Below are 24022 nucleotides of genomic sequence, written 5' to 3' on the forward strand. Positions count from 1 at the left end.
TGCACCACATGTCTTTGCGCCAAGGCTTGAGATGGTTCTCAGCCAGCCGGCGACGCACGGTCTCCGAGGACAACTCGTCGTGATCGGTGAGCCGGACCATCTCATCGGCCAGAAGCTCCAGGGTCCAGCGGGTCCGCCCGGGCGGCGGCTTTGAGCAGGCGGTCGCTACCAACAGCGCCTCCTCCTTGCTCGACAGCTTGCGCTCAACACCCGGGCGCGGTTCTTCGCTGAGCGCCCCGTCGAGATTGGCTTCCACAAACCGGCGCTTGGTCCGGTAAATCGTCGATCCACTGACGTTCAAGGTTGCCGCGATCACCTCGTCGCTGAAGCCTTCGTCCGCTGCGACCAGGATCTGGGCGCGCTTGATCTTGCGCGACCTGTGGCACCCCCCGCTCAACAAAGCGGCCAGTTGGTCACGTTCCGGTTGGCTAAGCTCTATGTGAAACTTTATATTCATCGACACCTCCTTCAGCGTGGAGACGCAGATGAATCCCAAAATGAGTCCCTCACTTGACCCGCAAGCTGCAACGGCAAGACCGAACCTTACGCAGATCCAAGGCCAGTACCTGGCCTTCATCTACGCCTACAGCCGCATCTTCAAACAGCCTCCGGCCGAAGCCGAAATGCGTCGCCACTTCGGCGTTACGGCTCCGTCTGTTCACCAGATGGTGCTCACCCTCGAGAAGGCGGGGTTTATATCCCGCGTGCCAGGCGCCGCACGCAGCATCCAACTTCTCATCTCGCCAGAAGCCCTGCCCATTCTACGATAACACAAACCGTCATAATCTCTGTGGCGAGGTACTAGTCGCCTCCCAGCCTATTTCGATCCTATTGTTGATTGCCGTTAAGAACTTCGAGCGGAAATCCAGATTCCGGTGGCGGTGGACCATTGACACTCCGGAGAACTTGCGTTCTTTGAGGCCGCTGCATATCAGTTTGAAACCAACAATGTTGCTTTGCGGCTGGATGTGGCCGAAATTCCGCAACGATATCCTGAGTATTGTGACGTCGATGGAATGCACCGCTCCATGGAACTTTCTATCTCGGTCGAATCGCCCTCGGCGAGGCGCAGTGAGGATGAACTAAGTTATTTGCAGAGAGCGCAGCACAATACATGAACGAGTCCGGCCACGCAGACTTCACCATCTTTGCCCATGTCTACTATCCTGACACTTGGGAGGAAATGGTCGGCGACCTGGATGCCGTCATCCGGCAACCTTTTAACCTGGTTATGACCCGACCGATCGGCTCCGATCCAGTGGCGCGCCCACAGAGTTCCTATCTTCGCTTTGCGACCGAATTGGAGGTCGAAAACCGAGGCCGCGATATCCTTCCATTCCTGACGGCGTTGAAACAACAAACCGTGCCGCCTTTCGATATCGGCCTCAAAATCCATACCAAGCGGTCACCACATCGCCGAGACGGGAATGGATGGCGACAGTTTCTGGTCGGTTCCTTGTTGAATGCCGAAAGCAACGGGCACTTGTCAGGCCACAAGTTGCTACAGTCCGAACCGCACATTGGTTTGATCGCGTCGCGGGCGCATCTGCTGCCACTCGGAGGCCGCACGACGATCAACGAAAAGGTCATGATGATGATCTTGCAGCGGATAGAGCATTCTCACGCTTCAGAGAAGACCGGAGGCGCTCTGGAGCGGGACGTCCCTCCCTTCACTCTCGAGGGCAGTCGCTTTCCCGCGGGAACAATGTTCTGGTTTCGCCGCGCGGCGATGAGAAAAGTAATCGAGATCGATTTTACCGACCTGTTCGTTCGCGAGGGTGGCCAACTCGATGGTACAGCTGCCCACGCCTTCGAGCGCCTGTTTGCGCTTATCGTCGAACGAGAAGGTTTGATCGCGGCCGGCATGGAAAACGTGGAGCCAATCCTCAACCACAGTGGCGCACCGCTGTCGCGACCGGAACTGGTCGAGCTGATCAACAGTAGTCTAGCGCACGACAATCCCTTTGTGCTGCCGCTGGCGGAATTCTGGCGTCGACACCCTACCCTTTTGAAATGGGCGCACAGCATTTATGTGAACTTGCCCCAAAGTTCGGTGCGGCTGTTGCGGCGAAGCATGGGACGGGGATGGTGACGCTGCCCCAAGCTCAAGTTCGAATTGCTTTCATCGTCACTGAAGATTGGTTCTTCGTTTCGCATTTTCTGCCGATGCTGCGAGCGGCGAAGGAACTCGGCCTGGACGTGGTCGTAATTACGCGTGTGGGAAAACATAGGCATGTGATCGAAAATCTCGGCGCTCGCGTCGTGCCGCTCGACATTGAGAGAGGGCATCTTGGTTTCCTGTCGATCGGCGGGTCGATCAGCAAGATTGCCCGGACGCTAAAGCGCGAAAAAATAGAACTTGTCCATTGCATTGCTCTTCGCAGCGTCGTCACCGGCGGCCTCGCCGCAATGTTGGGCGGCGTAAGGGGAAGGATTCTTGCGATCACCGGCGGGGGTCTGCTCGCTGCGGACGGAAGCGTAAAGGCAGCCTTTGGACGCTTCGTTCTGCGCAGCCTTTTTCGGATTATCCGCAGTCGCGGCAAAAGCCATTTTCTGTTCGAGAACATCACGGACCCGCATACGTTCGGGCTGGATGCGGCCGATGAGAACGTCACAATTCTGGGTGGCGCCGGCGTCGATCCAGACTATTACGCCCCGCTCCCGCCGAAATCCGGCGACGGTCTCAAGCTGGCAATTGTCGGCCGTCTGGTATGGTCCAAGGGCGCCGATCTGGCGGTGGAAGCCGTCACGATGGCGCGCGAGCGCGGACACGATGTCAGCCTGTCGCTTTTTGGTCTCCCTGATCCCTCCAATCCGCGATCCCTGTCTGTCGAGACGCTGCGCGCTTGGTCGGATCTTGCTGGCATCGAATGGCGAGGATCGACCAGCGACGTTCGCGAAGTATGGGCAGCACATGATCTGTGCTGTATGCCGACACGCGGCGGAGAGGGTCTGCCTCGCTCCATTTTGGAAGCTGCCGCTTGCGGCCGACCGATTCTGACCACAGACGTACCGGGCTGTCGCGACTTTGTCCGCGACGGCTGTGAAGGATGGCTGGTTCCAGCGGACAACTCCGCGGCGCTAGCAGAACGGATTTGCGCCTTGGCGCTCGACAAAGCCAGCATTGCGGCAGCGGGAGCCAGAGCTCGACAACGCGTTGTGCAGGGCTTTACAGAAGCCCGCGTCATGGAGCAGGTACGGGACGTCTATTGTGACATCTGCAACGCGATTGGCCGCGCAGACTGATCTAGAAAACGCTCACCGCACCTATTTTCGACAAGCTCGCGCGTTTCAAAAGTCCAAGTCTTGTTTGGTCGTCGCAAGCTTCATCAAATAGTGGCCATAGGCGCTCTTGCCGAGTTCGGTTGCCAACCGGCACAGTTGCTCGTCATTGATATAGCCCATGCGATAGGCTACCTCCTCGGGGCAGGCGATTTTGAAGCCCTGGCGCTTTTCAAGCGTGCCGACAAAGTCGGCAGCTTCCAGCAAACTGTCTGGCGTGCCGGTATCAAGCCAGGCGTAACCGCGGCCCATTAGTTCAACCGTCAGCTGGTCGCGCTCAAGGTATACGCGGTTCACGTCGGTTATTTCCAGCTCGCCACGCGGCGACGGCTTGAGGTTGGCCGCAATGTCGATCACCTGCTCGTCATAGAAATAAAGGCCGGTGACGGCCCAATTGCTCTTAGGCTTGAGCGGCTTCTCCTCGATCGAGAGCGCCTTCATAGCGCCGTCGAACTCGACGACACCGTAACGCTCTGGGTCGCTGACATGGTAGGCGAAAACACGCGCACCGTCGACCGTAGACGCACCCGAACGCAAAAGCTGCGGCAGGCCGTGACCATAATAGATGTTATCGCCGAGAATCAGCGCCGATGGGTTTGATCCAACGAAATCCGCACCGATTATGAAGGCTTGTGCGAGACCGTCCGGACTCGGCTGTACTGCATATTCGATGGAAATTCCCCAATGGCTTCCATCGCCGAGCAGCCGCCTGAAGGCCTCGTTGTCATGTGGCGTGGTGATAATCAGGACTTCTTTGATTCCGGCCAGCATTAACGTGGTCAGCGGGTAATAGATCATCGGCTTGTCGTAAACCGGCATGAGCTGCTTGGAGACGGCCTTGGTGATTGGGTAAAGGCGCGTGCCGGAACCGCCAGCCAGAATAATACCCTTCATCCTTTTTCCTTCCTTATATGCCGAGTTCGAAGCGCCGATCACTAGAGCAAACGGTCGAGTACGACCTTTGTGGATTCTGTCCAATCGGGCAGAACGATTCCGTAGGCCTGTTTCAATTTGTCGTTCGAAAGCCGCGAATTGGCTGGACGCCTTGCCGGTGTCGGATAATCCGCGGTCGTGATACGGCCGACGGAAACCAGCTTGCCACTCTTGGCCTGCAGACCGGCAAAAATCGCCTCGGCGAAATCCGCCCAGGTAGCCTCACCGCTACCGGTCAGGTGAAAGACACCGCGCAGTTTCGAATCCGGATCTGCAGATAGACGCTTGGCTATAGCAATCACCGCATCGGCGATATCAAGCGCGCTGGTCGGCGTACCATGCTGATCAGCCACCACGTTTAGCGCATCGCGCGTTTCCGCCAATCGCAGCATGGTCTTTACGAAGTTGGCTCCAAAGGGTGAATAGACCCAGGCGGTGCGCAAAATGGCATGGTTGGGATTGGCCGCGGCGACGCCCATCTCCCCCGCTAATTTCGAGCGGCCGTAGGCTGAAACTGGACCGGTCGCATCAGTCTCGACATAAACGCCCTCTTTGTCACCGGGAAACACATAGTCTGTCGAGAGATGTACAACCGGAACACCGAGTTCCTTCGCCGCCTCAGCGATTGCTGTCGCTCCTTGGGCATTAACGTTGAAGGCCAGCGCCTCCTCGCTTTCGGCCCTGTCGACCGCAGTGTAGGCGGCTGCGGAAACGATCGCATCCGGCTTGATCTCCGAAAGAACCGCGCGGATCGACGCCAAATCGATCAGATCCAATTCCGGACGACCGACCGCGATGATCTCAACCCCGGCGGCCGGACCGCGCTCAAGAAGGGCCGAGACAACCTGACCCTGTTTCCCCGTTACCGCAATGCGCATCACTTAGCCCTTCTTCAGAACGCCCAGGCGCTCTCCGGAATAGACGCTCTGCCGCAGTGGTTGCCACCACCAGTCATTTTCCAGGTACCAACGCACCGTCAGTTCGATGCCACTGTCGAAATTTTCCTGTGCCTTCCAGCCCAGTTCCGTCTCCAGCTTCGTCGCATCGATGGCATAACGCGCGTCGTGACCGGGCCGATCGGTGACGAAGGTGATCAGGTCGGCATGCGGCGTCGATTGCGGGCGCAACTCATCCATTAGCGTGCAGATGCGACGCACAACATCGATATTGCGGCGCTCGTTGCGGCCACCAACGTTATACTTTTCGCCGAGACGGCCGCGCGATGCAATCAGGTCAAGCGCTCGCGCATGATCGTCTACATAGAGCCAATCGCGGATATTGATCCCCGCGCCGTAAACCGGTAATGGCTTGCCGTCCATCGCGTTGAGGATAATCAGCGGGATCAGCTTTTCCGGAAAATGATACGGCCCGTAGTTGTTCGAGCAGTTCGACACGATCACAGGCAGACCGTAAGTGCGGTGCCAGGCTATCGCCAAATGATCGCTTGCTGCTTTCGAAGCCGAGTAGGGAGACGACGGATCGTAAGCCGTAATCTCCTCGAATAAGCCCTCGTCGCCGAGCGAACCATAAACCTCGTCCGTGGAGACATGAAGGAAGCGGAACGCTTCTTTCTGGACCGGCGCTAGGTCATTCCAATAGTGACGGGCAGCCTCAAGCAGGGAGAACGTGCCCATGACATTGGTCTGCACGAAATCTCCGGCACCGCTGATCGAGCGATCGACATGGCTTTCAGCCGCCAAATGCATGATGCGGTCGGGCTTGAACGTGTTCATCGCCGAGGACATCTTTGGAAAATCGCATATATCGGCTTGCAGAAAACTGTAGTTCGACGCGCCTTCGACTTCCTTGAGCGAAGCGAGATTACCGGCATAAGTCAGTTTATCTACGTTTAGAACTTCCGCACCGACGTTTTTAACCAAATGCCGCACGAGGGCCGAGCCGATAAAGCCTGCTCCGCCGGTGACGAGAATACGCATAATTTACTCCGCTTGCCGCCCGTGAAGCCGACGGTCAGTATGAGAAGGACGGCGGCAAGTCCGCCAGTTTCGGCTGCACCTTGTCCTTGTCCGACAAGATCGCATTGTCGAGACGCAGCGGCCACTCGATACCAATTGCCGGATCATTCCACAGCAAGCCGCGGTCGCTCGCAGCGCTATAAGGCGCTGTCACCTTGTAGGAGATGACACAATCCAGCTCGAGCGTAGCAAAGCCATGGGCAAAACCCGTCGGGATCCAAAGCTGCTCGCCGTTTTCCATGGAAAGCTCGGTACCATACCACTTTCCGTAAGTCGGCGAACCGACGCGGATATCGACGGCGACGTCGAAAATCCTGCCGGCAATGCAGCGCACCAGCTTGCCTTGCGCGAATGGATCAAGCTGGAAATGCAGGCCACGGACTGTGCCCACGGTCGCAGAAAGTGATTCGTTTTCCTGTACGAATTTTACATCCGCAACATTTTCGCAGAACCATTCGTACTTGAATACTTCCGAAAAGTATCCGCGATGATCGCCTAATCTCGTTGGAACAATCTTAGTCAAGCCGGCCAGCGGCAAAATCTCAATCTTCATTACTCACCTGTCAGCTTCTCGAATCCCGTTCTAGTTTGCTGACCTTGGTTTGCAAGAGGCATCTCGTTGGCGTCCGAAACTTCCTCACTCAAACCATATATCGGCTTTGCCCGAAGCTGTCTGCTTGTGCTGGCTTGCACAGAAACATCCAACAACCAATCAATGAAAGCACTTGCGGTCTGAGCGCTAAAAATCGTCGCCGCTCCACTCGTTGACGACAACGCTTGAGTGGTGATGCCGGTGCCGTCCTCACGCGGTTGCAGCGCAAATGTCTTCACATTCCGTGTGACAGCAATGTTGGTTACATAGGCCGCTAAGCTGTCCGGGTCCCGTCGGCCATCGCCCGCAGTCAGCAGACAGTCGATGGTACGCAGGATACGATCGTCCCCCGCAAGAATAATCGCCGCATCGAGCGCATATGGGATCAGCCCACGCTCCATCATGGTGCGCGTAGAGGCTGCCAACGCATGTGGGGTCACAAGTACACGAAGAAGCACGCCAGACCGATGGCGCAGTTCGTCGATCATCGGCAATAGAAGCGTGAAACTCTCTTGGGTATCAAGCAGAACGGCGATCTCCCCGGCGGACGGCGCCTTGACATAGCCTGGGCGAGGCCGCGTCGTTGCCGCATCAATAAGCGCAGCCCATGCCTTGCCTATTGCCTTCGAGGAATAGGTCTCTGCCAAGATTGGACGAGCAGCCGAAATTGCAGCGCTCCGTTCGGTCGGCCCATGTGGTCCAAGGAAGCGGCGGAGACCGGCCTCCCAGTCGTCGAATGCTACCGCCCCCTCCAAAGGCTCCATCGAAGGGAGACGGGTTGTCACCACAGGCACGCCGTGATCAAGTGCAAGCACGGCCCGGTTTGCAGATTTCGTTACAGAGAACGCGTCTATGCCGAATGGCAGTAGGCACACATCGGCGCCTCTAAGAGCGTCAAAAACAGCGTCAGTGGACCAATTTACGTAACGCTTCGGCACGTTGATCTGGGCAATTGCGTCATCAAACAACGTTTTCTTGTTTGAAATGACCGTTAGTTCGAGCGGAATATCACGACACACCGCTTCGAGAGCCCGGCCAGCAAGCATGAGGGCTAGCATACCGAAATCGCTATGCGGCGCACCAAAATTTCCAAACCACAATACGGACTTTGGGCGCACTTGACGCGCGCTGTCGCCACCCGTCGGCACCAATTTAACACCGTCAGAAGTTTGAGAATTTGCACCTGCTCGGGACGCTGGCGCACCACTCGATGTGGCGGCATGCATACTAACAAGCCGATGTATCAGCGAAACCTTGCGTTTAAGGATCGCCATAGCGTCAGCAGGATCGTGCGCCATATAACGAATGAATCGTAGGGCACGCTGCAAGATGCCGAGGGGCCGCCTCTCGACGGACGGCGCGATCTGTTCCTGAAGTTGCGCTGCCGCTGCGAAGCTCGCCTCGGTTTCTACCTGATCGGCAATGACAACAAAGCGCACATCGGATCGCAATAAGGGCTTCAACGCTTGAACGAGCCCAGGACTAGGAACCACGATTGCATCCGCAAAAGCGCCGACCGCGGCAAAGCGGAGTGCGGGGTGAAAGTCAGGCGCCATCGGATAATTCGCCACAACGATGTTGTCGCACTGATCGATCAACACCTTAACGCCCTGATCTTTGGCCAGCCCTGCCAACTTTAGGCTATCATCGTCGAGGTGCTTAACAAAGACGATCGCGTCCAGTTCCTTTAGGTGGGGGATTACCTCCTTCGACGACCCGTAGAAAACGCTTTCGATCTCAAACTCACACAGGGCAAGCACAGGATAGTAACACCGATAGCGCGTGCTCGCGAACAAGTGGCTGAGTTGAGGACTGACCCAGGCAACACGGGTTGGGCGGAGATCTGCCATTAAAATCTCTCTACGTGATGGAAGTCATCAGTCACTAACCACAGACTTTGCGTGCAGACAACAGCATTCTGCAGCTTTAACGTATAACTCAAAATGGCCCTGTTGATACATGGCACCGTAATTTCCTTATGCAGCATATTTGCGACACCGGTCTCAATCCATCCAAGCAACCGCCGCTAGGCGAGTTCGATACGCCCCTTTTGCGCGGTCCATCCATGGTCATGACTGACCTCGAATGGTGTGCTCGAGATGGCCGACGGCGAAAAGGATCTTGACGATCGATATCTTTGTCAAGCTTTCCAAGCAGACGCTCAGCGCCGAATGTGTCCTTGAATCCTCTGTTTTCAGGACAGCGGCTTGATTTCCTCCGGCACAGCATAACTTTTGGAAATAATCTCGGCACGTTCTATAGGAAGTCCGGCTAGCTTAAGTACGCGCGATAGCTGGATGGCCATGTGACCCAGCCCATGGTGATTGATCAACCGCTCGCGCGCCGCTGCAAGCGTTCGTTCTGCCAACCCACGGTCCGCGAGAACCTGCGGTAGCACCTCTGCCCATTGCATATCACCAACCCGCACCGCCGCGCCGTTCGCGCTGCAATTCTGATAGATGGAATGGTCCGAAACGACGGTCGGAATGCCCGCAGCCGAATACTCCACCCATTTTGTATCGGTCTTGGCGTCATTGAATCGGCCCGGCCGCAGCGGTGCAAGCCCCCAATGCCAGCGCATGGCAGCAAGCTGACTCAAAAAACCATCGTAATCGCCTACCGCCGGCACATGCTCTACGCGTAGACCAAATTCGCCGAGCTCCGGTGGCGGCCGCAATGAGCCGAAAACCGTGAAATGCAGTTCCGGGTTGGCGATAAGAGCGGCAATGATGCCGGGCAACGCAAGTTGAAGATCTGCGGCATGACTCGATGAAGCCATATATCCGAATCGTGGTCTGCTAGGCGCGACCGAGCCGCTACCTGGGACCGGGTCGCTTGCACTGGCAATTTCGCCAGCGCACACGCTGGTTGCGAGTTGAGTATGCTCGCACAGTTGTTCACCCAGCTGCTTTGTCGAGAGGTAGACCGTGTCCGCTTTTTTGAGCAAAGCTCGAATTGCCTGCTGGCGCTCCGGCGCGCCATACTTTTTAGCCTTCTCGATACCCGCTTCCAGCGGGACCTCAAAGAGGTTGTCGTCGATGTGATAGACGAGCGGTATCCCCTTGTCAGCGGACTTTTGCAAAAGTGTCTCCGCAAGTGAGCCGCCATAACGGCTCACGAATACCAAATGTGGCGCCGCCTGCCGCCAGGCGTCGGCGAGGAGTTGCTCCGCCGAACGGCCCGATTTCACTGCCAGACGTTCGTCCTCTTCCGTCAAGATCACCATCCGCATGTCGCCAGCTGCTATGGCTGCATGGGCGGGACGAAGAAGGTTGATCTGAAGAGTTGCGCCGGCGGCGTCGGCGACTACCAATAACCGGAGCGTTGCCTTCTGCGGATCAGCTGGTCCGAGCAGACGCCCGACCGGAGCGGACGCTTGCTGACGCAATCCAGCAATCGAGATCAGCCGAGTATACGAAGCCTCTATCCAACGCACCATGACTACATGCTCTTACCACTCAGATTGCCTATCGCGTTACACCAAGACTTTAGCGAGCCAATAGCATTCAGCGGGAGAAGCCAACAAATGAGTGGCTCTGCAACAACTAGACATGCCGATAGAACCTCCACGCAGCGATCATTGCGTTTGACGATGTCGAACAGATTCACAAGAAATACTCAGCTTTCAGAATGAGGGCCTTAGCCGTTAACAAATAGTCCATGCCGTGTGAAGCTCCCACCGCTGCGATCCACACCCCGTTGACAGGCCACTTCAGTGTAAACAAACCTGCAGCCCACCTGAGGATTGGTCCGCTAGTGAGTTCACGTGAAAGGGCCAAACATCTCCGAATTCAAAGCGTTCCAACGACGTCCTCGCGTTCAACTGGAACACGGCGCATCTCAAAAACCGCGGCTGCTGCCGGATCGAATACTCAAAGCCGAGGCGCTGAATCACCATCCAACGCCTCTAGTCGGGACGGCGCTTACCCCATGATCCGTCGCTTCAGGGAGCCCAAGGTTCCAAGTATACCAGTGCTCGCCGCGTGGGCGACAGCGGCAGCGGGGCCTTTCTCTTTTGCTAGCTTGGCCTCATAGGCCTTGACTGCAGCCGACCGAGCGCGGGCCGCCTCGTACACGGCTTTATGTTTAACAAAGCCGGCAGCCGAATCCATCGCCTCGTAGCGCTTAACCTGCTCCGGCGTTACCGGCCGCACCGGCCCGGCTCCAGCGTCCTTGAGTTCCTGGATTATTGACGGACGAACGTAGCCCAGGTTAACCTCATTTTCGATCTGACTCATCGTCATCGAGCCGTTCTCGAGCATTATCCGAACCTCTTCCAGGAAAAGGTAACCGGTTGGATTATTGACATAGACCCAGGGCTGCGTGTTCATATCCGTCCAGTGAATCAGTCCGGTCTTGTTGGCCTCGTAGTGTTCAAGGCTGTTCCACTCGAACGGCACGCCGTAGTTGATCTCCGACTCATCCAGAATGCACATGTCATAGAGCAGATCCTGATAGGTGTACTGCCCATCAAGGCCAGCGATAATCTTGACTGGATCCCAACCAGAAAGGGCCTCGCAATCGAGCAGCATCACTGAGCATTGCTTGACGCGCTTCTTTAGCGCACCCGGCTTGGATTGGTGCTGCGCCTGGTCGGGCAATTCCTCTTGAATAATTATCTTGGCGGAATTGAACGGAAGATTCCACAACTCGCGGAAGTCACGGAACACCAGCATGTCGGCGTCAAGATAAATGGCACGGCCCTTATATCCCATCAATTGCGGGATCGCGAAGCGTGTGAACGAGAACCCGGTACGCTTTCCTTGCCTGATGTCCTTGGGATCGGGCAACACCACATCGTCCATCGAGCGCAACTTAATATTCATGCTAGTATGGCGCTTGATGGAATGTTCCAGAACAGGGACAGCGAGAAGCTGTGATCGGTCCGCGCCTACGAATATATAGGCTGTATCGCTATCATTCTCGTTCGACATGCCTGTCTCCATTTCGATCCAAATTAATGCTTCGCTCAAGGGTCAGCTTTGTTTCTAAGCAGCTTTGATGTCGTAGGCAAGATATTCGCTCCGTCGTCCACTGAACCGAATTCGGATTGACAGTTTTTGATTTGGAATTTGGGCGACCTAGCGCATTCACGTTGCGGCAACCGATCGAACCTGAGCCTAAGCCGGATACTGACTTGAGTAAGAAGGCGCCATGAGATACAGAGCGGTCGAAAGGAAACGGAAGTGGACGTCTTGAAGAAGTTTTTTAGTTCTTTCAGCGGTAAATTCGCGAATCGCGCCAGTAGAGTGCTTTTCGCCCCGCCAAAGACCGAGACGACGGCGCACGCGACAAGCGAAGTCGAGATTCCTGGCGTTGACAATCTTCCTGACGACGAGCTGGAGCAACTGAATAAGTTGCTACCCTGGGCGGCTTTTGTACTGGATCGGAATGGACGAAAGTTCGGCGCAGCATACTCTTCCACTAAGCGCAACTTGCCGCAAGCAATGCCTGATCCGCGTATCGTCGAGCTTGACCGGCGTATCCCGCTACGCGATCTAACCGTGTTCGAAGTCGGCTGCTTCGAAGGTATTCATACCGCCGCACTCGCGATGCGGGCCAAGCACGTGCTTGCCTGCGACAGTCGCATCGAGAACGTCGTCAAGACGATCGTGCGCTGTGCTATGTATGGCACGTCTGCCCATATCTTCCGCTGGAATGCTGAGGAGGACTTGCCAATCGGCGTTTCGCTTGACTGTGATGTGTTGCACCACGTGGGTGTACTTTATCACTTGACAGATCCGGTCGGACATCTAAAGACGCTTTTGCCGCGGGTGCGCAGGGCGGTTATGTTGGATACGCAGATCGCGCCGGAGGACGCTAAGGTCCTGACCTATGAGAGCGGTGGACGGACATACCGATATCATCGTTATCAGGAGGCCGGTCGCAAGGAGCCGTTCGCTGGCATGCTGGATCATGCCAAATGGATGTTTAAGAGCGACTTGCTCGCGCAGTTGAGTGAGGGTGGCTTCGGTTCAATCGATGTAGCTAAATTTCAGATGCAACGCAACGGCCCACGAATCCGCATATACGCAACCCGTGACAGCGATCGTTGAGACGGATGGTGAAGGCGCTTCTTAAATGCGCAGCGTAAATTTAGGCAATTAGAAGGCCGTCAGAGCAATGAGGCAGACATTCGGCGAGATGACACGCAACGCCCGGCTCGCGTGGGATCTGGCGCATCGCGATATTTCCGCACGGTATGGCAATTCCATCGGCGGTCTTTTATGGCTCGTGATCACCCCGGTGAGCTTCGCGGGGATCTACTGGCTTGTTTTCGGATATTTTATGCATCTCCAGTGGCTGGATCCTGTAACAGGAGCGAAGGTACCCTACCTCGTGCCGCTGTTTGCTGGTTTGGCCACTTATCTTATGCTGACCGACGTAATCATGTCCTCGCTGTCGACGTTCCGGCTAAAAAGAGAATATGTGCGGCGGGCCGCAGTTCCTATATGGGTGCTTTGGCTGTCGACGCTTATGCGCGTTGCCGTCGGCTCAGCGGTCAATTTTTTGGTCCTGGCAGCGATGGCCATTATCGCTGGACTTATGTCGTTAAAGTCACTGGCTGTAATCCCGCCTGCGCTCCTCTTGGTGATAGTCGCAGCGACTGCGCTTTCCTTGTTTCTGTCGTTGCTCGGCCCGTTTTTCAAAGATCTTGACGAAATCTCGCGTATTCTCTTGCGAGTGTTGTTCTACACATCGCCCGTCACCTATCCCCTCAGCACTGTCCCTGAGCGCTTTGCTGGTTACCTATGGGCCAATCCGCTGACTGTACTGGTCGAGACCATACGCAATTCGTTCGTTTTCGGGTTGCCACCATCTCCTTTGTCTTATTTCGTGATGTTTGCTTCTTCTCTGGCACTTTTCGCGGCAGGAATTTGGCTGTACTCGCGACTGAAGGGACCGATCGTCGATGTCGTCTGATCTGCTTCTGGAGGCGCATGGTGTCTCCAAGTCATATTCCATGTCGTTATCGCCTCGTGAGCGCTTCTTTGAAGCGGTCTTTGGCTGGAAACCTGACAAGCCGCATCATGTGGTGTTGGAAGACATTGACATCGAAGTGCGGCGGGGTGAAACGCTCGGCATTATGGGCCGCAACGGCGCTGGGAAGACAACACTCCTCGGTATTCTCGGCAACGTTATCGAACCATCTTCCGGTACCGTCACGCGCTACGGACGTATCGCTGTTCTTCTCGCCGTAGGTGCTGGCTTTAATCCACAATTCACCGGTCGCGAAAATGCCGAGCTCTTCTGCAGCCTTATGGGTCTAAGCAGCGCGGAAACCGCCGCACGCATGGGCGTTATAGCCGCGTTTGCCGATCTTGATGATTATTTCGACATGCCGCTGAGAACGTACTCTTCCGGCATGATGGCGCGTCTTGGCTTCGCTTGCGCGATCCACGTCGACGCTGACGTCATCATCATTGACGAGACGCTGGCGGTCGGCGATGCCAGCTTCCGCGTGAAGTGCTACGAGCGTATCAAGCGCATGCAGGATAGCGGACAGACATTCCTGCTCGTCAGCCATAGCCCCAACCTGATTGCCAACTTCTGCACGCGCACGATCGTCATCGAGAAGGGGCGTAAGGTTTTCGACGGGCTTCCGCTCGAAGGTCTCAACGTTTATAAGGATATTCGCGAGAACCTCGCTGCTGCCAAGAAGCCGCTCCCGAATGTCGGCGGCTCCGACCTTGTGGCACCGAAGCTGCGGCTTGAAAACGTGCGCTTCAACGAAGTATCAAGTGGCGAGGGTGTAAAGCGCGGCATTCTGAGCTGTGACCTCCTCGCCGAGGCCAGCGTCTCAAACCCTGTTGTTAGCTTCGGCATACGCAACCAAGAGGGGATAACGATTTGCGGCTATGACAGCGAACATAACATAACCCAACTCAAACCAATGTCGACTGGCGAACGAATGCCGCTGGTGCTTGAGTTCAAAAATATCCTGCTGGCTGGAGCCTATTTTATCAGTGGCCGCGTGGCTGAGCGGGTGGGCGATGTGACGCTGACCCTAGGCACTCACCACAACATCGCTCGCTTCGATGTCGTGGGTAGGGGAACGAACGCGGGACTAGTTAATCTTAACGCAACGCTGACGATAGCCACTGAAGCGCACAATGAAACTGCTACGGAGACAGCAATTCGATGACAGCAACAACGACTGCGGAACGGCCTCAACAGCGACCGTCAGTATACAGCGTTCGGCAGGAACTTCCTCATGGTCGTCCCTACGACCTCTACTACGCAGAGAAAGTTCCGCTGTTTCAGGTTTTTGAAAGGGCCGCGATGGCCTGGGACAACCGGGCACGTTCGGGGATGCTGCGAAATTTGGCCCGATCAATTGGAATTGGCAAACCCATGCAAGCCGCTGAATGCGGAATCTTTCGCGGACATTCGTTGGTAGCATGCCTGCGGATCGCGCGGGATCTGGGCATACCGGTTAACTTTATTGGGCTCGATAGCTTTGCCGGTCTGCCGTCGCTCGTCGAAGAAGATCTCAAGGTGGCACCTGAAAATGCACTGTACCGGAAAAAGGTTCTATTCGACGATACTTCGCTGGAGGCCGTCAATGAACTCGTTACATCCGCCGGTTTTGCTGACCAAGCCAAGTTGGTCCGAGGTTTTTTCGTCGATACCTTGCCGACACTTTCAGAAAACCGTTACGACTTCGTCAACATCGACTGCGACTTGTACGCACCACATATCGAGTGCCTAGAATACTTCTATCCCAAGATGAACCCTGGCGGCATTGTTTTCTTCGACGACTATCACTCTCACGATTTTCCGATGGCTAAAAGCGCCATCGACAAATTCCTGGAGGACAAACCGGAAACTCTCCTGCATCTACGGTTTGGACCTGAGGGTACCAACCACACGAAGTGCTACTTTGAGAAGCTCTAGCAGGGGAAGCAATGCCGCATGCCGCAAAGCCTGATTATTGATCCGACCGCTCGCATCGATGAGCGTGCCGTCATTGATGCGGGCGTTGGCAGCATCACAATAGGGCGCAAGACCACAATCGCCTCTTTTGCAATGATCCTCGCACATGGAGGCCACATTGAGATTGGCGACTTCTGTAGCGTCAATCCATTCTGCGTCTTATACGGTCATGGTGGTCTGCGAATCGGAAACTACGTGCGTATTGCAACGCATACCGTGATGATTCCGGCAAACCATGTTTTCGACGACCCCGACACACCAATCACAAATCAGGGATTGACCAAGCTTGGCATCACGATTGGAGACGACGTTTGGATCGGCGCCGGAGTTCGAATTCTTGACGGAGTGACGATAGGGAACGGTGCGGTTATTGGAGCCGGATCTGTCGTCACACACAACGTGCCAGAGCGAACAATTTTCGCCGGCGTTCCCGCGCGTAAGCTCGGAGAACGCGGCGCGAAGCCACCGACAATCTAGTGGGTTGCCAGAAATTGCACCAATGGTAAATGAGGGCACAACCTCAGGGAATGTCCATGTGCCCGAAACGACGGACAAATTGGGCTCACGGAAAAAGCAAAAGGTGTAACTGGGCAATTGCGTATCGCTGTACTAGCGGGTGATCTTGATAAGGTAGGTGGACGCGCGCTGCGTCGGGCGCTCTGGCCCGCCTCGGTATGGCGGGCGGCCGGCTATCGGGTTGACATTCTCTTAACTCCGCCGTCACGAATGCGGCTGAAGCGCTACGCGGCACTCCTCGTGATTGATCCCTTTCGTGCTGATGATCTAAGTTGCTGCGACGATGCGGTCGAGCTGGGCTTGGCGCTCCTTGTCGATGCCAATGTGCCCGGAGCTGGGCTGCCGAGTAGTCAGGGCCAGACAAGTTCAATTCCAGCGATCACTCGTAATTGCCTCGCATTGGCAACGATCGTGACGACCAGGTTAACCGCAGAGGCCGAAGAGCTCACGCGGCTTGTGCCGGCTGACATTCAGACGCTGGCTCTCCCCGATCCGCCCGAGGATACTGTTGACACAGCCCAATTGCTAAGCGCCTTCCGAGGGGATCTGCGCCGTGCCCGCATGCGCAGCCTCGTGTCATCTCTGCCACAGCGCTTGATGTCGCCGAGAAGTCCTTTCGCAGCCCCATGGCGCATGCTCAATATGGCCCGCTCAATACCCCCCTCGTGGTGGCTGACGCGCATACCCAAAGCCGTGGCGAGGCGGCTTGCGGCGCGGTTTAGATCGATTGCGGTAAAACTGTCCCCTAAGGCGGAACCAGGCCGCACGCCAAGAGCATCGCACCTTAGCGTCGTGACAACGTCCACCCCAGATGCCAGCCGGCAAACCATATCCCGAGTCGACCCGGTAACAAGTGCCCGGCAATGGACGGGCGCTATCAAGCAAGCCCTGCAACAGGCTGCTACAGCCCGTCTCAAAGGTTCGCCGCCACGGGTTAAGGTCTTGGTCCTTATGGACCTGATTCAGGATCTTGATGTGGTCCTGCCAATTGTGGAGCGGATGCGGACTGACCGCCGCTTCGCAGTCACAGTCGCAATCACCGACTGGCTCGACAAGATTTCGCCGCGTGTGTCACGTGAATTGCTCGCCCGCTCCGTGGTCCCCTTGGTCATAACAAAGAAAGACGCCATCGAGGGTTTGGAACCCGATCTCGGCAGGATCGGTGCGGTGATCACTGCGTGTGAAACCAACCATCCGGCTCACCGCGTCCCCCATGCAGTCGTGCGCCGAGCCAATAATCGCGCCATTCCGACTTACACGCTGCAGCACGGGCTGGAGAATATCGGGCTGACCTATTTTGAACCCTACCCCGATCATGATGGCCCGATCGAGATGGCCTCGTCGACCATTCTGACCTGGGGTCCCGTCGAAAAACTGCCGGCAGAGGTAAATCCGACAATGCGAGCACGCTGTTTCGCTGTCGGGACACCGAAGCCACAGCAGCCTCCCCGGGTGGAATTGCCTCTTCAATCTCAGACTGGTCCCGTGGTGGCAGTGTTTGAGAACCTGCATTGGGAACGCTATACCGATAGCTATCGCGAGACATTCATCCGAGATCTGCGACAAGTCGCGGCGGCACGTCCGGAGATGACGTTCCTGTTGAAGCCCCACCACGCTGGCAGATATCTGGCTAAAAACAAACACTTGCTGGCGGATGCGCCTAGTAATATCGTTTTGGCCGATCCTACAGTGTCGCCTTGGGAGCACTATACGGCCGGCGCAATTATCGGCTCTGTCGACGCCGTGATCACAACACCTTCTACTGTAGCCCTTGATGCCGCTGGCGCAACTTGCCCAGTCGCCGTTGTTGGTTATGGCATGACGTTGCCAGTGTATGAACCCTTGCCAATTCTGACTGATGCTGGCAGCTGGTTGAGTTTCATTGACGGGGTCCGCGTTGGTTCAAGCGAGCTGCAGTGTCGCATGAAAGAGTTTCGCATGCGACATGTGATCGAGGGCGATGCTGTCGGCCACATCCTCGACAAAATCGCTGCAGACGTGGGCCGCACCAGCGAAGGGAAGCGGCCAAGGCGAAGGGCATGATGGATGTTAATAACATGCTAACTTTACCGCGGCGACTTTTAGCGGCTGCGCGCAAACGACTGGGCAATGGCTCGAAAGCCCCCATCGGTCCCTTGGCGCCAGTGGACAAGCTAACATATGCTGACTGGGTGAGCCGCTACGCGACAATCGGCCTGTCCGAGCGCCGCCGTCTCATCGCGCTGCAGCAGAAACTTGCCAAACATCCGATAATATCGGTCCTGATCGACGCCGCCGACGCAAGCCCCGAGCACATCGAGTTGAGCCTGCGGTCTATCGACGAGCAGATCTATGATCGATGGGAGGCAATCCTCGTCAATCCGCCAGCAGACTTCCGCGTCCGAAAGGGCGGTACACCCGTCAAAGTCTTTGCGGCCAAACGCAGCGACCGCACGGTCTTTGCAGAATTGCTGAAGGCCGCATCAGGTACGCTCATCGCGCCAATGGTGGCGGGTGACCAGCTGTCACCGGCGGCATTGACGGCTTTCGCGCTCGGATTTGCAGCAAGCCCGGACGCTAAGGCGCTCTACGCTGATGAGGACCGCATCGATTCGGCGGGTCGGCGCTCCGACCCATGGTTTAAGGGTGCCTGGAGCCCCGATTTGGTGTTGGCCCAAGCCTATACGCTTAGGTCCTGCATTCTGAGCCGTGAAACCGTTCTGGCTGCGGCCTCACAGGATACAGACAGATGGTCGCTTACCAACGCGGTCTATGCGACCTGGTTGCGGCTTGCAGCACAGGACGATGTCTCGATCCAGCACCTGCCGTTCGTGCTCTATCATCGAAGAGCCGATGCGCCTCGCGCGGAGCCCGATGCATTCACCGATACCGTTCGAACCTCACCCCTTGCGGGCCGGCACGGTCTTGAAATTCATAGCGATGACAGCGGTGAAACCGGTTGGCGTCATGTCGTGTGGCCAACACCGCATCCGGAGCCTCGCATATCGCTTTGTGTGCCGACACGCGACAGGCATCAATTGCTCTCAACGTGCATCGAAGGTCTGCGCCACCAGACCGATTGGCCCGATCTTGAGATCCTCATCGTCGACAACGGCAGCGTCGAGGCCGAGACTCATGCCTACCTCAACAGCCTTGGCAGTGATCCTCGGGTAAAAGTGCTGCGTGATGATGGTCCGTTCAACTTCTCGCGGCTCAACAATTTAGGAGCAGCGGCCTCAACTGGCGCGCTGTTCGGCCTCATCAATAACGACCTTGCAGTCAAGGAGCCCGGCTGGCTGCGTGAGATGGCAAGCCACGCTGCACGCTCGGACGTCGGTGCGGTCGGCGCGCTGCTACATTATGGCAACGATACGGTTCAGCACGCCGGCGTCGTGCTCGGAATCGGCGTAGCTTCCCATATCCATAAAGGCCTACCCGCTGGAGAAGCGGGCTATCATGGCCGAGTGGCCGTTGCGCAAGATGTCACATGTGTCACAGCAGCATGTCTCATCACCCGGCATGAAGTTTATCAGCGTCTCGGGGGGCTCGATGAACAAAGCTTTCCCGTTGCATATAACGATATAGATTTCTGCTTGCGCGTGCGCAGCAGCGGGCTGAGAATCATTTATACGCCCCATGCGCATCTATATCATCTCGAGTCGGCTTCACGCGGCCTTGACGATGGTGGCGCCCGTCGGGCCAGACTTGAGCGCGACAAGGCGGCTATGCTGGAGCGGTGGGGCGACAAGATCGCTGAGGACCCTTTCTACAGCCCAAACCTCTCCGATAAGGCGACAGATTGTCGACTCGCATTTCCCCCGCGCGTAGCGCTTCCATGGGCAGAGGGATAGCATTGCCCTGACCTTGCTGCAGCGCCTGGTGTCCCATCTCGGAAAGTTTGACGATTCCCATGCCGTGCAAGCTTCGATCGGTAAACCCGCCTCGTGTGTTTCGACAACAATAAGCATCTCAGCGCTAACCGCGACGAGCATTATGTGCCGGTTCTGTCCTGCAGGCCGGAAGCATACGCAATCGTGCGCGTTTCCAGCAAGCGTTCTCGAATGGACGGATTTCAACCAAAATTAACCACTCATTAACCATATCGGCACTAAACATTGGTCAACGAATTTTTAACGCAGATGACCAAAGTGCTAACAGACGCTCCCTCAATCCGTATCAAGGGCCGCTCCTTTCTTGCGGTCGTCCTTACGCCCGATCTACCTGTTGCCGATTGGTTGGCGAGGCTGGATGATCTTGCTGCGCGCTCCGCGGGCTTCTTTCTCGGGCGGCCTGTCGTGCTCGACATCACCGATCTGGCGATCGATCGCCCGCAGTTGAAGGAACTCATTGCAGAGCTTGCAGGGCGCAATGTGAGCATCATGGGTATCGAAGGTGGGCGCCCATCGATCATCGGTCCCGGCATGCCGCCGGCGCTCAAGGGTGGGCGACCTGCCTCTGACGTCGAGGTTGGTGCATCCGAGCCGTCGGTTGTGCCGAGCAACGACGAGAGCAAGCCGGTCTTGGCAGAGACCCGCACGGCCCTTCAGTCCCTTATCATCAGGGAGCCGGTCCGCTCCGGGCAGTCGGTGATCTTTCCGGAAGGAGATGTCACCATTGTCGGATCGGTCGCATCAGGGGCTGAAATCATCGCAGGCGGATCGGTCCATATCTATGGGGCGCTGAGAGGTCGGGCCATGGCCGGGTCGCTCGGGAATGCCTCCGCGCGAATCTTTTGCCGCAAGCTCGAAGCCGAGCTGCTCGCGATCGATGGCATCTACAAAATGGCAGAAGACATGGCCCCCGGCCTTCGCGGACAAGCGGTCCAGCTTTGGCTCGAGGGGGAAACGATCATGGCTGAGAAACTAAACTGAGCCGGAGCCGGCCAACAACAGGAGAGCAGAAATGGGGAAGGTAATCGTCGTCACGTCTGGAAAGGGCGGGGTAGGCAAGACGACATCGACGGCCGCTCTTGGGGCCGCTCTCGCACAGAGAAACGAGAAAGTCGTGGTCGTCGATTTCGACGTCGGCTTAAGAAACCTCGATCTCGTTATGGGCGCCGAACGCCGTGTCGTCTATGACCTGGTCAATGTGATCCAGGGCGATGCCAAGCTGCCGCAGGCCCTGATCAGGGACAAGCGGCTGGAAACGCTGTATTTGCTGCCGGCATCGCAAACCCGCGACAAGGACAATCTGACGGCTGAAGGCGTCGAGCGGGTTATCAGCGAACTCAAGCGCCATTTCGACTGGATCATTTGCGACAGCCCAGCAGGGATCGAGCGTGGCGCAACTCTTGCCATGCGGCATGCCGATGTGGCCGTTGTTGTCACCAACCCCGAGGTTTCCTCGGTGCGCGATTCCGATCGCATCATCGGGCTCCTCGATTCCAAGACGCTCAAGGCCGAGCGCGGGGAGCGCATGGAGAAGCACCTGCTCCTGACCCGCTACGACCCCAACCGTGCAGAACGCGGCGATATGCTCAAGGTCGACGACGTTCTGGAAATCCTTTCCATCCCTCTCATCGGGATCATTCCGGAAAGCATGGATGTTCTTCGCGCATCCAACATCGGTGCGCCGGTTACGCTTGCCGATGCCCGCAGCGCGCCGGCGCTCGCCTATTTCGACGCCGCTCGTCGGCTGGCGGGAGAGGCTTTACCGATCACCATTCCTGAGGAAAAGCGAGGAATCTTCGGCAAAATCTTCGCAAGGAGGGCCGCATGAGCATTTTCAAGATTTTCCGGAAGCAACAGTCTGCGCCCATGGCGCGCGAGCGCCTGCAGCTCCTTCTGGCTCACGAGCGCTCCTCGACCGGTTCCGACCTGATCGCCGTGCTGCGCGAGGAGATCCTGTCCGTGATAGCCAGACACGTGCAGGTCGATAACGACAAGGTTCGCATCAAGATTGACCGTGAGGAATACGTTTCGATCCTCGAGATCGATGTCGAAATTCCGCTCAATGCGACCATGCAGGCCGCGTGACGATAAGGGGCAGACAGTGCAACCACTGTCTGCCCCTTACCAGGATTGAATCCATCCCCTCGCCCGGCTCCTGCGATCGCCTCTAGATCGACTTGACCTCACCGCCATCCATGCGAAGCGTTGATCCGGTCATCCAGCGCGCGCCCGGCGACACAAGAAACGCCATCAGCTCGGCAATTTCTTCCGGTTCACCGTATCGGGCTATCCCGGCCTCCTGAGGGAATTTCAGCGTTGCTGCTTCCTCGGTCATATCGTGGATCGATGCCCAATGCTTCAGGTAGGATCGGCGGCGCCCCGTCATGACCGGGCCGGGCAGGACGCTGTTGACCTGGACACCATCGGTAATGCCCCGATCGGAAAATGCCTTGGCCAAGGCCACGATCGCCGCGTTGATCGTGCCGACCGCCGCATAGGGCGCCTTGGGGAAGAGCGCTGAATTCCCCGACATCAGGACAACCGAACCCTTGGCTTCCTTCAGTGCCGGCCACGCCGCAATGGTCAGGCGCCGCGCGCCATGAAGCTTGAGCGCCAGTCCACTATCCCACTGCTCATCCGTCATATCGAAGAGATCGATCTGCGGAACTGCGCCGGCAATATTGAGCAACGCATCGATGCGACCGAATTCTGCCAGCGTCTGGTCCACGACGGCCTTGGCCGCCGGCGGATCCGAGAGATCGCGGTCGATAACCAGGGGCGCGGCACCGACGGCCTTCACCGCCGCTGCTGTTTCCTCCAACTTCGTCCGGTCCCGCGCGACAAGCACGACGGACGAAAAATCCCGCGCCAATCGAATGGCGGTAGACTGGCCGATACCCTGGCTTGCGCCCGTGACGACTGCAACAGCGTCTGACATGTCAATCTTCCTTGTTCCTAAGCATCGGTGGGGTCAGTCGCCCTCACCCTGACGGTGTGAGGGCGAGCGAGTTGCAAACTAGCGAGCCAGGAAGTCTCTGATGACTGTCGCAATCTCTGCTGCGTGCGTCTCCAGGGCAAAGTGACCTGTATCGAAGAAGCGTATCTCGGCAGCGGGCATGTCCCGTTTGAACGCCTCGGCACCCGGCGGCAGGAAGAACGGATCGTTCTTCCCCCACACTGCCAAGAAAGGTGGCTGGTGGGTCCGGAAGTAATTCTGGAATGCCGGATAGAGTCCGACGTTGCTCTTGTAGTCGCCGAACAGGTCCAGCTGGATGTCCGTCGCGCCCGCGCGCATCATATAGAAATTATCCAGAGACTGGCCGTCCGGAGATACGGTCGCCGTATCCGGGACGCCATGCGTATATTGAAAATTGGTGGTCTCCGGCGTCAGCATGCCCCTTAGAGCTTCGCGGTTTGCCGGCGAAGGGTCCTGCCAATAGGCGCGAATGGGGTTCCATCCATCGCTCAGCCCTTCCTCATAAGCGTTGCCATTCTGTGAGATGATTGCCGTGATCCGCTCGGGATGACGCATTGCCAGCCGGAAACCGGTCGGCGCGCCGTAATCGAACACGTAGACCGCAAAGCGATCGAAGCCGATCACCTCGGTGAAGCGTTCGATAACGGTGGCGATGTTGTCGAACGTATAGGTGAACTGCTCGCGCGCCGGCATATCGGTCTGGCCGAAGCCAGGCAGATCGGGTGCGACGATGTGGAATCGATCGGCGAGAAGCGGGATGAGGTCCCGGAACATGTGGCCTGCGCTCGGGAACCCGTGCAGCAACAAGAGCTTGGGCGCGTTGGCAGGCCCTGCCTCGCGATAAAAGACTTTCAGTCCGTCAATCATCGCAGTCTGATATTTGGTGGTAATCATGGCATTTCCTCCAAGTGTTGGGTTTAAGGGGCGATTCAGTAACTTC

At 56.9% G+C, this 24022-nt stretch carries 23 protein-coding genes; 13 read left to right on the forward strand and 10 right to left on the reverse strand.

Annotated elements, in window-relative coordinates:
• The coding region (locus EV561_RS21655) for a helix-turn-helix domain-containing protein (RefSeq protein ID WP_132524398.1) at positions 1-457 on the reverse strand (457 nt) is incomplete at its 3' end.
• 28 nt (positions 458-485) lie between these two features.
• Here EV561_RS21655 and EV561_RS21660 point away from each other — a divergent pair.
• The 3 genes from EV561_RS21660 to EV561_RS21670 all read left to right on the forward strand — a co-directional run bounded on the left by EV561_RS21660 (position 486) and on the right by EV561_RS21670 (position 3246).
• Positions 486-770, forward strand: a complete 285-nt coding sequence (locus tag EV561_RS21660; protein ID WP_348633747.1) for a MarR family transcriptional regulator — start codon at positions 486-488, stop codon at positions 768-770.
• Positions 771-1114: 344 nt separating this feature from the next.
• Positions 1115-2092 (forward strand): rhamnan synthesis F family protein, encoded by a 978-nt coding sequence (locus EV561_RS21665; protein WP_132524399.1) that lies wholly within the window; start codon positions 1115-1117, stop codon positions 2090-2092.
• On the forward strand, positions 2086-3246 hold the full coding sequence (locus EV561_RS21670; protein WP_132524400.1) for a glycosyltransferase family 4 protein: 1161 nt from the start codon (positions 2086-2088) through the stop codon (positions 3244-3246). The genes EV561_RS21665 and EV561_RS21670 overlap by 7 nt, the downstream gene beginning before the upstream one ends.
• A 45-nt stretch (positions 3247-3291) precedes the next feature.
• On the opposite strand, the gene rfbA is transcribed toward EV561_RS21670, so the two are convergent.
• The 7 genes from rfbA to EV561_RS21705 all read right to left on the reverse strand — a co-directional run bounded on the left by rfbA (position 3292) and on the right by EV561_RS21705 (position 11717).
• Positions 3292-4176: a glucose-1-phosphate thymidylyltransferase RfbA gene (gene rfbA / locus EV561_RS21675; protein ID WP_132524401.1), complete on the reverse strand. Its 885-nt coding sequence runs from the start codon at positions 4174-4176 to the stop codon at positions 3292-3294.
• 41 nt (positions 4177-4217) lie between these two features.
• Positions 4218-5093 carry a dTDP-4-dehydrorhamnose reductase gene (rfbD, locus tag EV561_RS21680; RefSeq protein WP_132524615.1) on the reverse strand — a complete coding sequence of 292 codons (876 nt, stop codon included), beginning with the start codon at positions 5091-5093 and terminating at the stop codon, positions 4218-4220.
• Positions 5094-5096: 3 nt separating this feature from the next.
• The gene (rfbB, locus tag EV561_RS21685) at positions 5097-6152 is read right to left on the reverse strand and encodes a dTDP-glucose 4,6-dehydratase (RefSeq protein ID WP_132524402.1); all 1056 of its coding nucleotides are present in this window, start codon (positions 6150-6152) and stop codon (positions 5097-5099) included.
• 34 nt (positions 6153-6186) lie between these two features.
• Positions 6187-6744, reverse strand: a complete 558-nt coding sequence (rfbC, locus tag EV561_RS21690) for a dTDP-4-dehydrorhamnose 3,5-epimerase (RefSeq protein WP_132524403.1) — start codon at positions 6742-6744, stop codon at positions 6187-6189.
• The gene (locus EV561_RS21695) at positions 6744-8633 is read right to left on the reverse strand and encodes a glycosyltransferase (protein ID WP_132524404.1); all 1890 of its coding nucleotides are present in this window, start codon (positions 8631-8633) and stop codon (positions 6744-6746) included. The genes rfbC and EV561_RS21695 overlap by 1 nt, the downstream gene beginning before the upstream one ends.
• Positions 8634-8977: 344 nt before the next feature.
• The gene (locus tag EV561_RS21700; RefSeq protein ID WP_132524405.1) at positions 8978-10222 is read right to left on the reverse strand and encodes a glycosyltransferase; all 1245 of its coding nucleotides are present in this window, start codon (positions 10220-10222) and stop codon (positions 8978-8980) included.
• A 484-nt stretch (positions 10223-10706) separates the two neighbouring features.
• Positions 10707-11717 (reverse strand): glycosyltransferase, encoded by a 1011-nt coding sequence (locus tag EV561_RS21705; RefSeq protein WP_132524406.1) that lies wholly within the window; start codon positions 11715-11717, stop codon positions 10707-10709.
• A gap of 252 nt (positions 11718-11969) precedes the next feature.
• Between EV561_RS21705 and EV561_RS21710 the strand changes: the two genes are divergently transcribed.
• The 10 genes from EV561_RS21710 to minE all read left to right on the forward strand — a co-directional run bounded on the left by EV561_RS21710 (position 11970) and on the right by minE (position 22190).
• Positions 11970-12839 (forward strand): methyltransferase type 12, encoded by an 870-nt coding sequence (locus tag EV561_RS21710; protein WP_245512812.1) that lies wholly within the window; start codon positions 11970-11972, stop codon positions 12837-12839.
• A gap of 67 nt (positions 12840-12906) precedes the next feature.
• Positions 12907-13707: an ABC transporter permease gene (locus EV561_RS21715; RefSeq protein WP_132524408.1), complete on the forward strand. Its 801-nt coding sequence runs from the start codon at positions 12907-12909 to the stop codon at positions 13705-13707.
• On the forward strand, positions 13697-14929 hold the full coding sequence (locus tag EV561_RS21720) for an ABC transporter ATP-binding protein (protein ID WP_132524409.1): 1233 nt from the start codon (positions 13697-13699) through the stop codon (positions 14927-14929). Before EV561_RS21715 ends, EV561_RS21720 begins: the two co-directional genes overlap by 11 nt.
• Positions 14926-15681 (forward strand): TylF/MycF/NovP-related O-methyltransferase, encoded by a 756-nt coding sequence (locus EV561_RS21725; RefSeq protein ID WP_245512814.1) that lies wholly within the window; start codon positions 14926-14928, stop codon positions 15679-15681. The genes EV561_RS21720 and EV561_RS21725 overlap by 4 nt, the downstream gene beginning before the upstream one ends.
• 18 nt (positions 15682-15699) lie before the next feature.
• Positions 15700-16197, forward strand: coding sequence for an acyltransferase (locus EV561_RS21730; RefSeq protein ID WP_132524410.1), 498 nt, complete (start codon positions 15700-15702; stop codon positions 16195-16197).
• A gap of 990 nt (positions 16198-17187) precedes the next feature.
• Complete coding sequence (locus EV561_RS21735) at positions 17188-18279, forward strand: hypothetical protein (RefSeq protein WP_245512816.1); 1092 nt, start codon at positions 17188-17190, stop codon at positions 18277-18279.
• Between the two features lie 101 nt (positions 18280-18380).
• Positions 18381-20066: a glycosyltransferase family 2 protein gene (locus EV561_RS21740; protein ID WP_245512818.1), complete on the forward strand. Its 1686-nt coding sequence runs from the start codon at positions 18381-18383 to the stop codon at positions 20064-20066.
• 288 nt (positions 20067-20354) lie between these two features.
• Positions 20355-21086 (forward strand): septum site-determining protein MinC, encoded by a 732-nt coding sequence (minC, locus tag EV561_RS21745; protein ID WP_132524412.1) that lies wholly within the window; start codon positions 20355-20357, stop codon positions 21084-21086.
• Positions 21087-21117: 31 nt separating this feature from the next.
• A complete protein-coding gene (gene minD, locus EV561_RS21750; protein WP_132524413.1) occupies positions 21118-21933 on the forward strand; it encodes a septum site-determining protein MinD in 816 nt (271 codons plus the stop codon).
• Positions 21930-22190 carry a cell division topological specificity factor MinE gene (gene minE / locus EV561_RS21755; protein ID WP_132524414.1) on the forward strand — a complete coding sequence of 87 codons (261 nt, stop codon included), beginning with the start codon at positions 21930-21932 and terminating at the stop codon, positions 22188-22190. The genes minD and minE overlap by 4 nt, the downstream gene beginning before the upstream one ends.
• A gap of 82 nt (positions 22191-22272) precedes the next feature.
• On the opposite strand, the gene EV561_RS21760 is transcribed toward minE, so the two are convergent.
• On the reverse strand, positions 22273-23043 hold the full coding sequence (locus tag EV561_RS21760) for an SDR family oxidoreductase (RefSeq protein ID WP_132524415.1): 771 nt from the start codon (positions 23041-23043) through the stop codon (positions 22273-22275).
• A gap of 78 nt (positions 23044-23121) precedes the next feature.
• Positions 23122-23976, reverse strand: a complete 855-nt coding sequence (locus EV561_RS21765) for an alpha/beta hydrolase (RefSeq protein ID WP_132524416.1) — start codon at positions 23974-23976, stop codon at positions 23122-23124.
• Positions 23977-24022: the final 46 nt, after the last annotated feature.

Source organism: Rhizobium sp. BK376, from assembly GCF_004341625.1.
Taxonomy (GTDB): domain Bacteria; phylum Pseudomonadota; class Alphaproteobacteria; order Rhizobiales; family Rhizobiaceae; genus Rhizobium.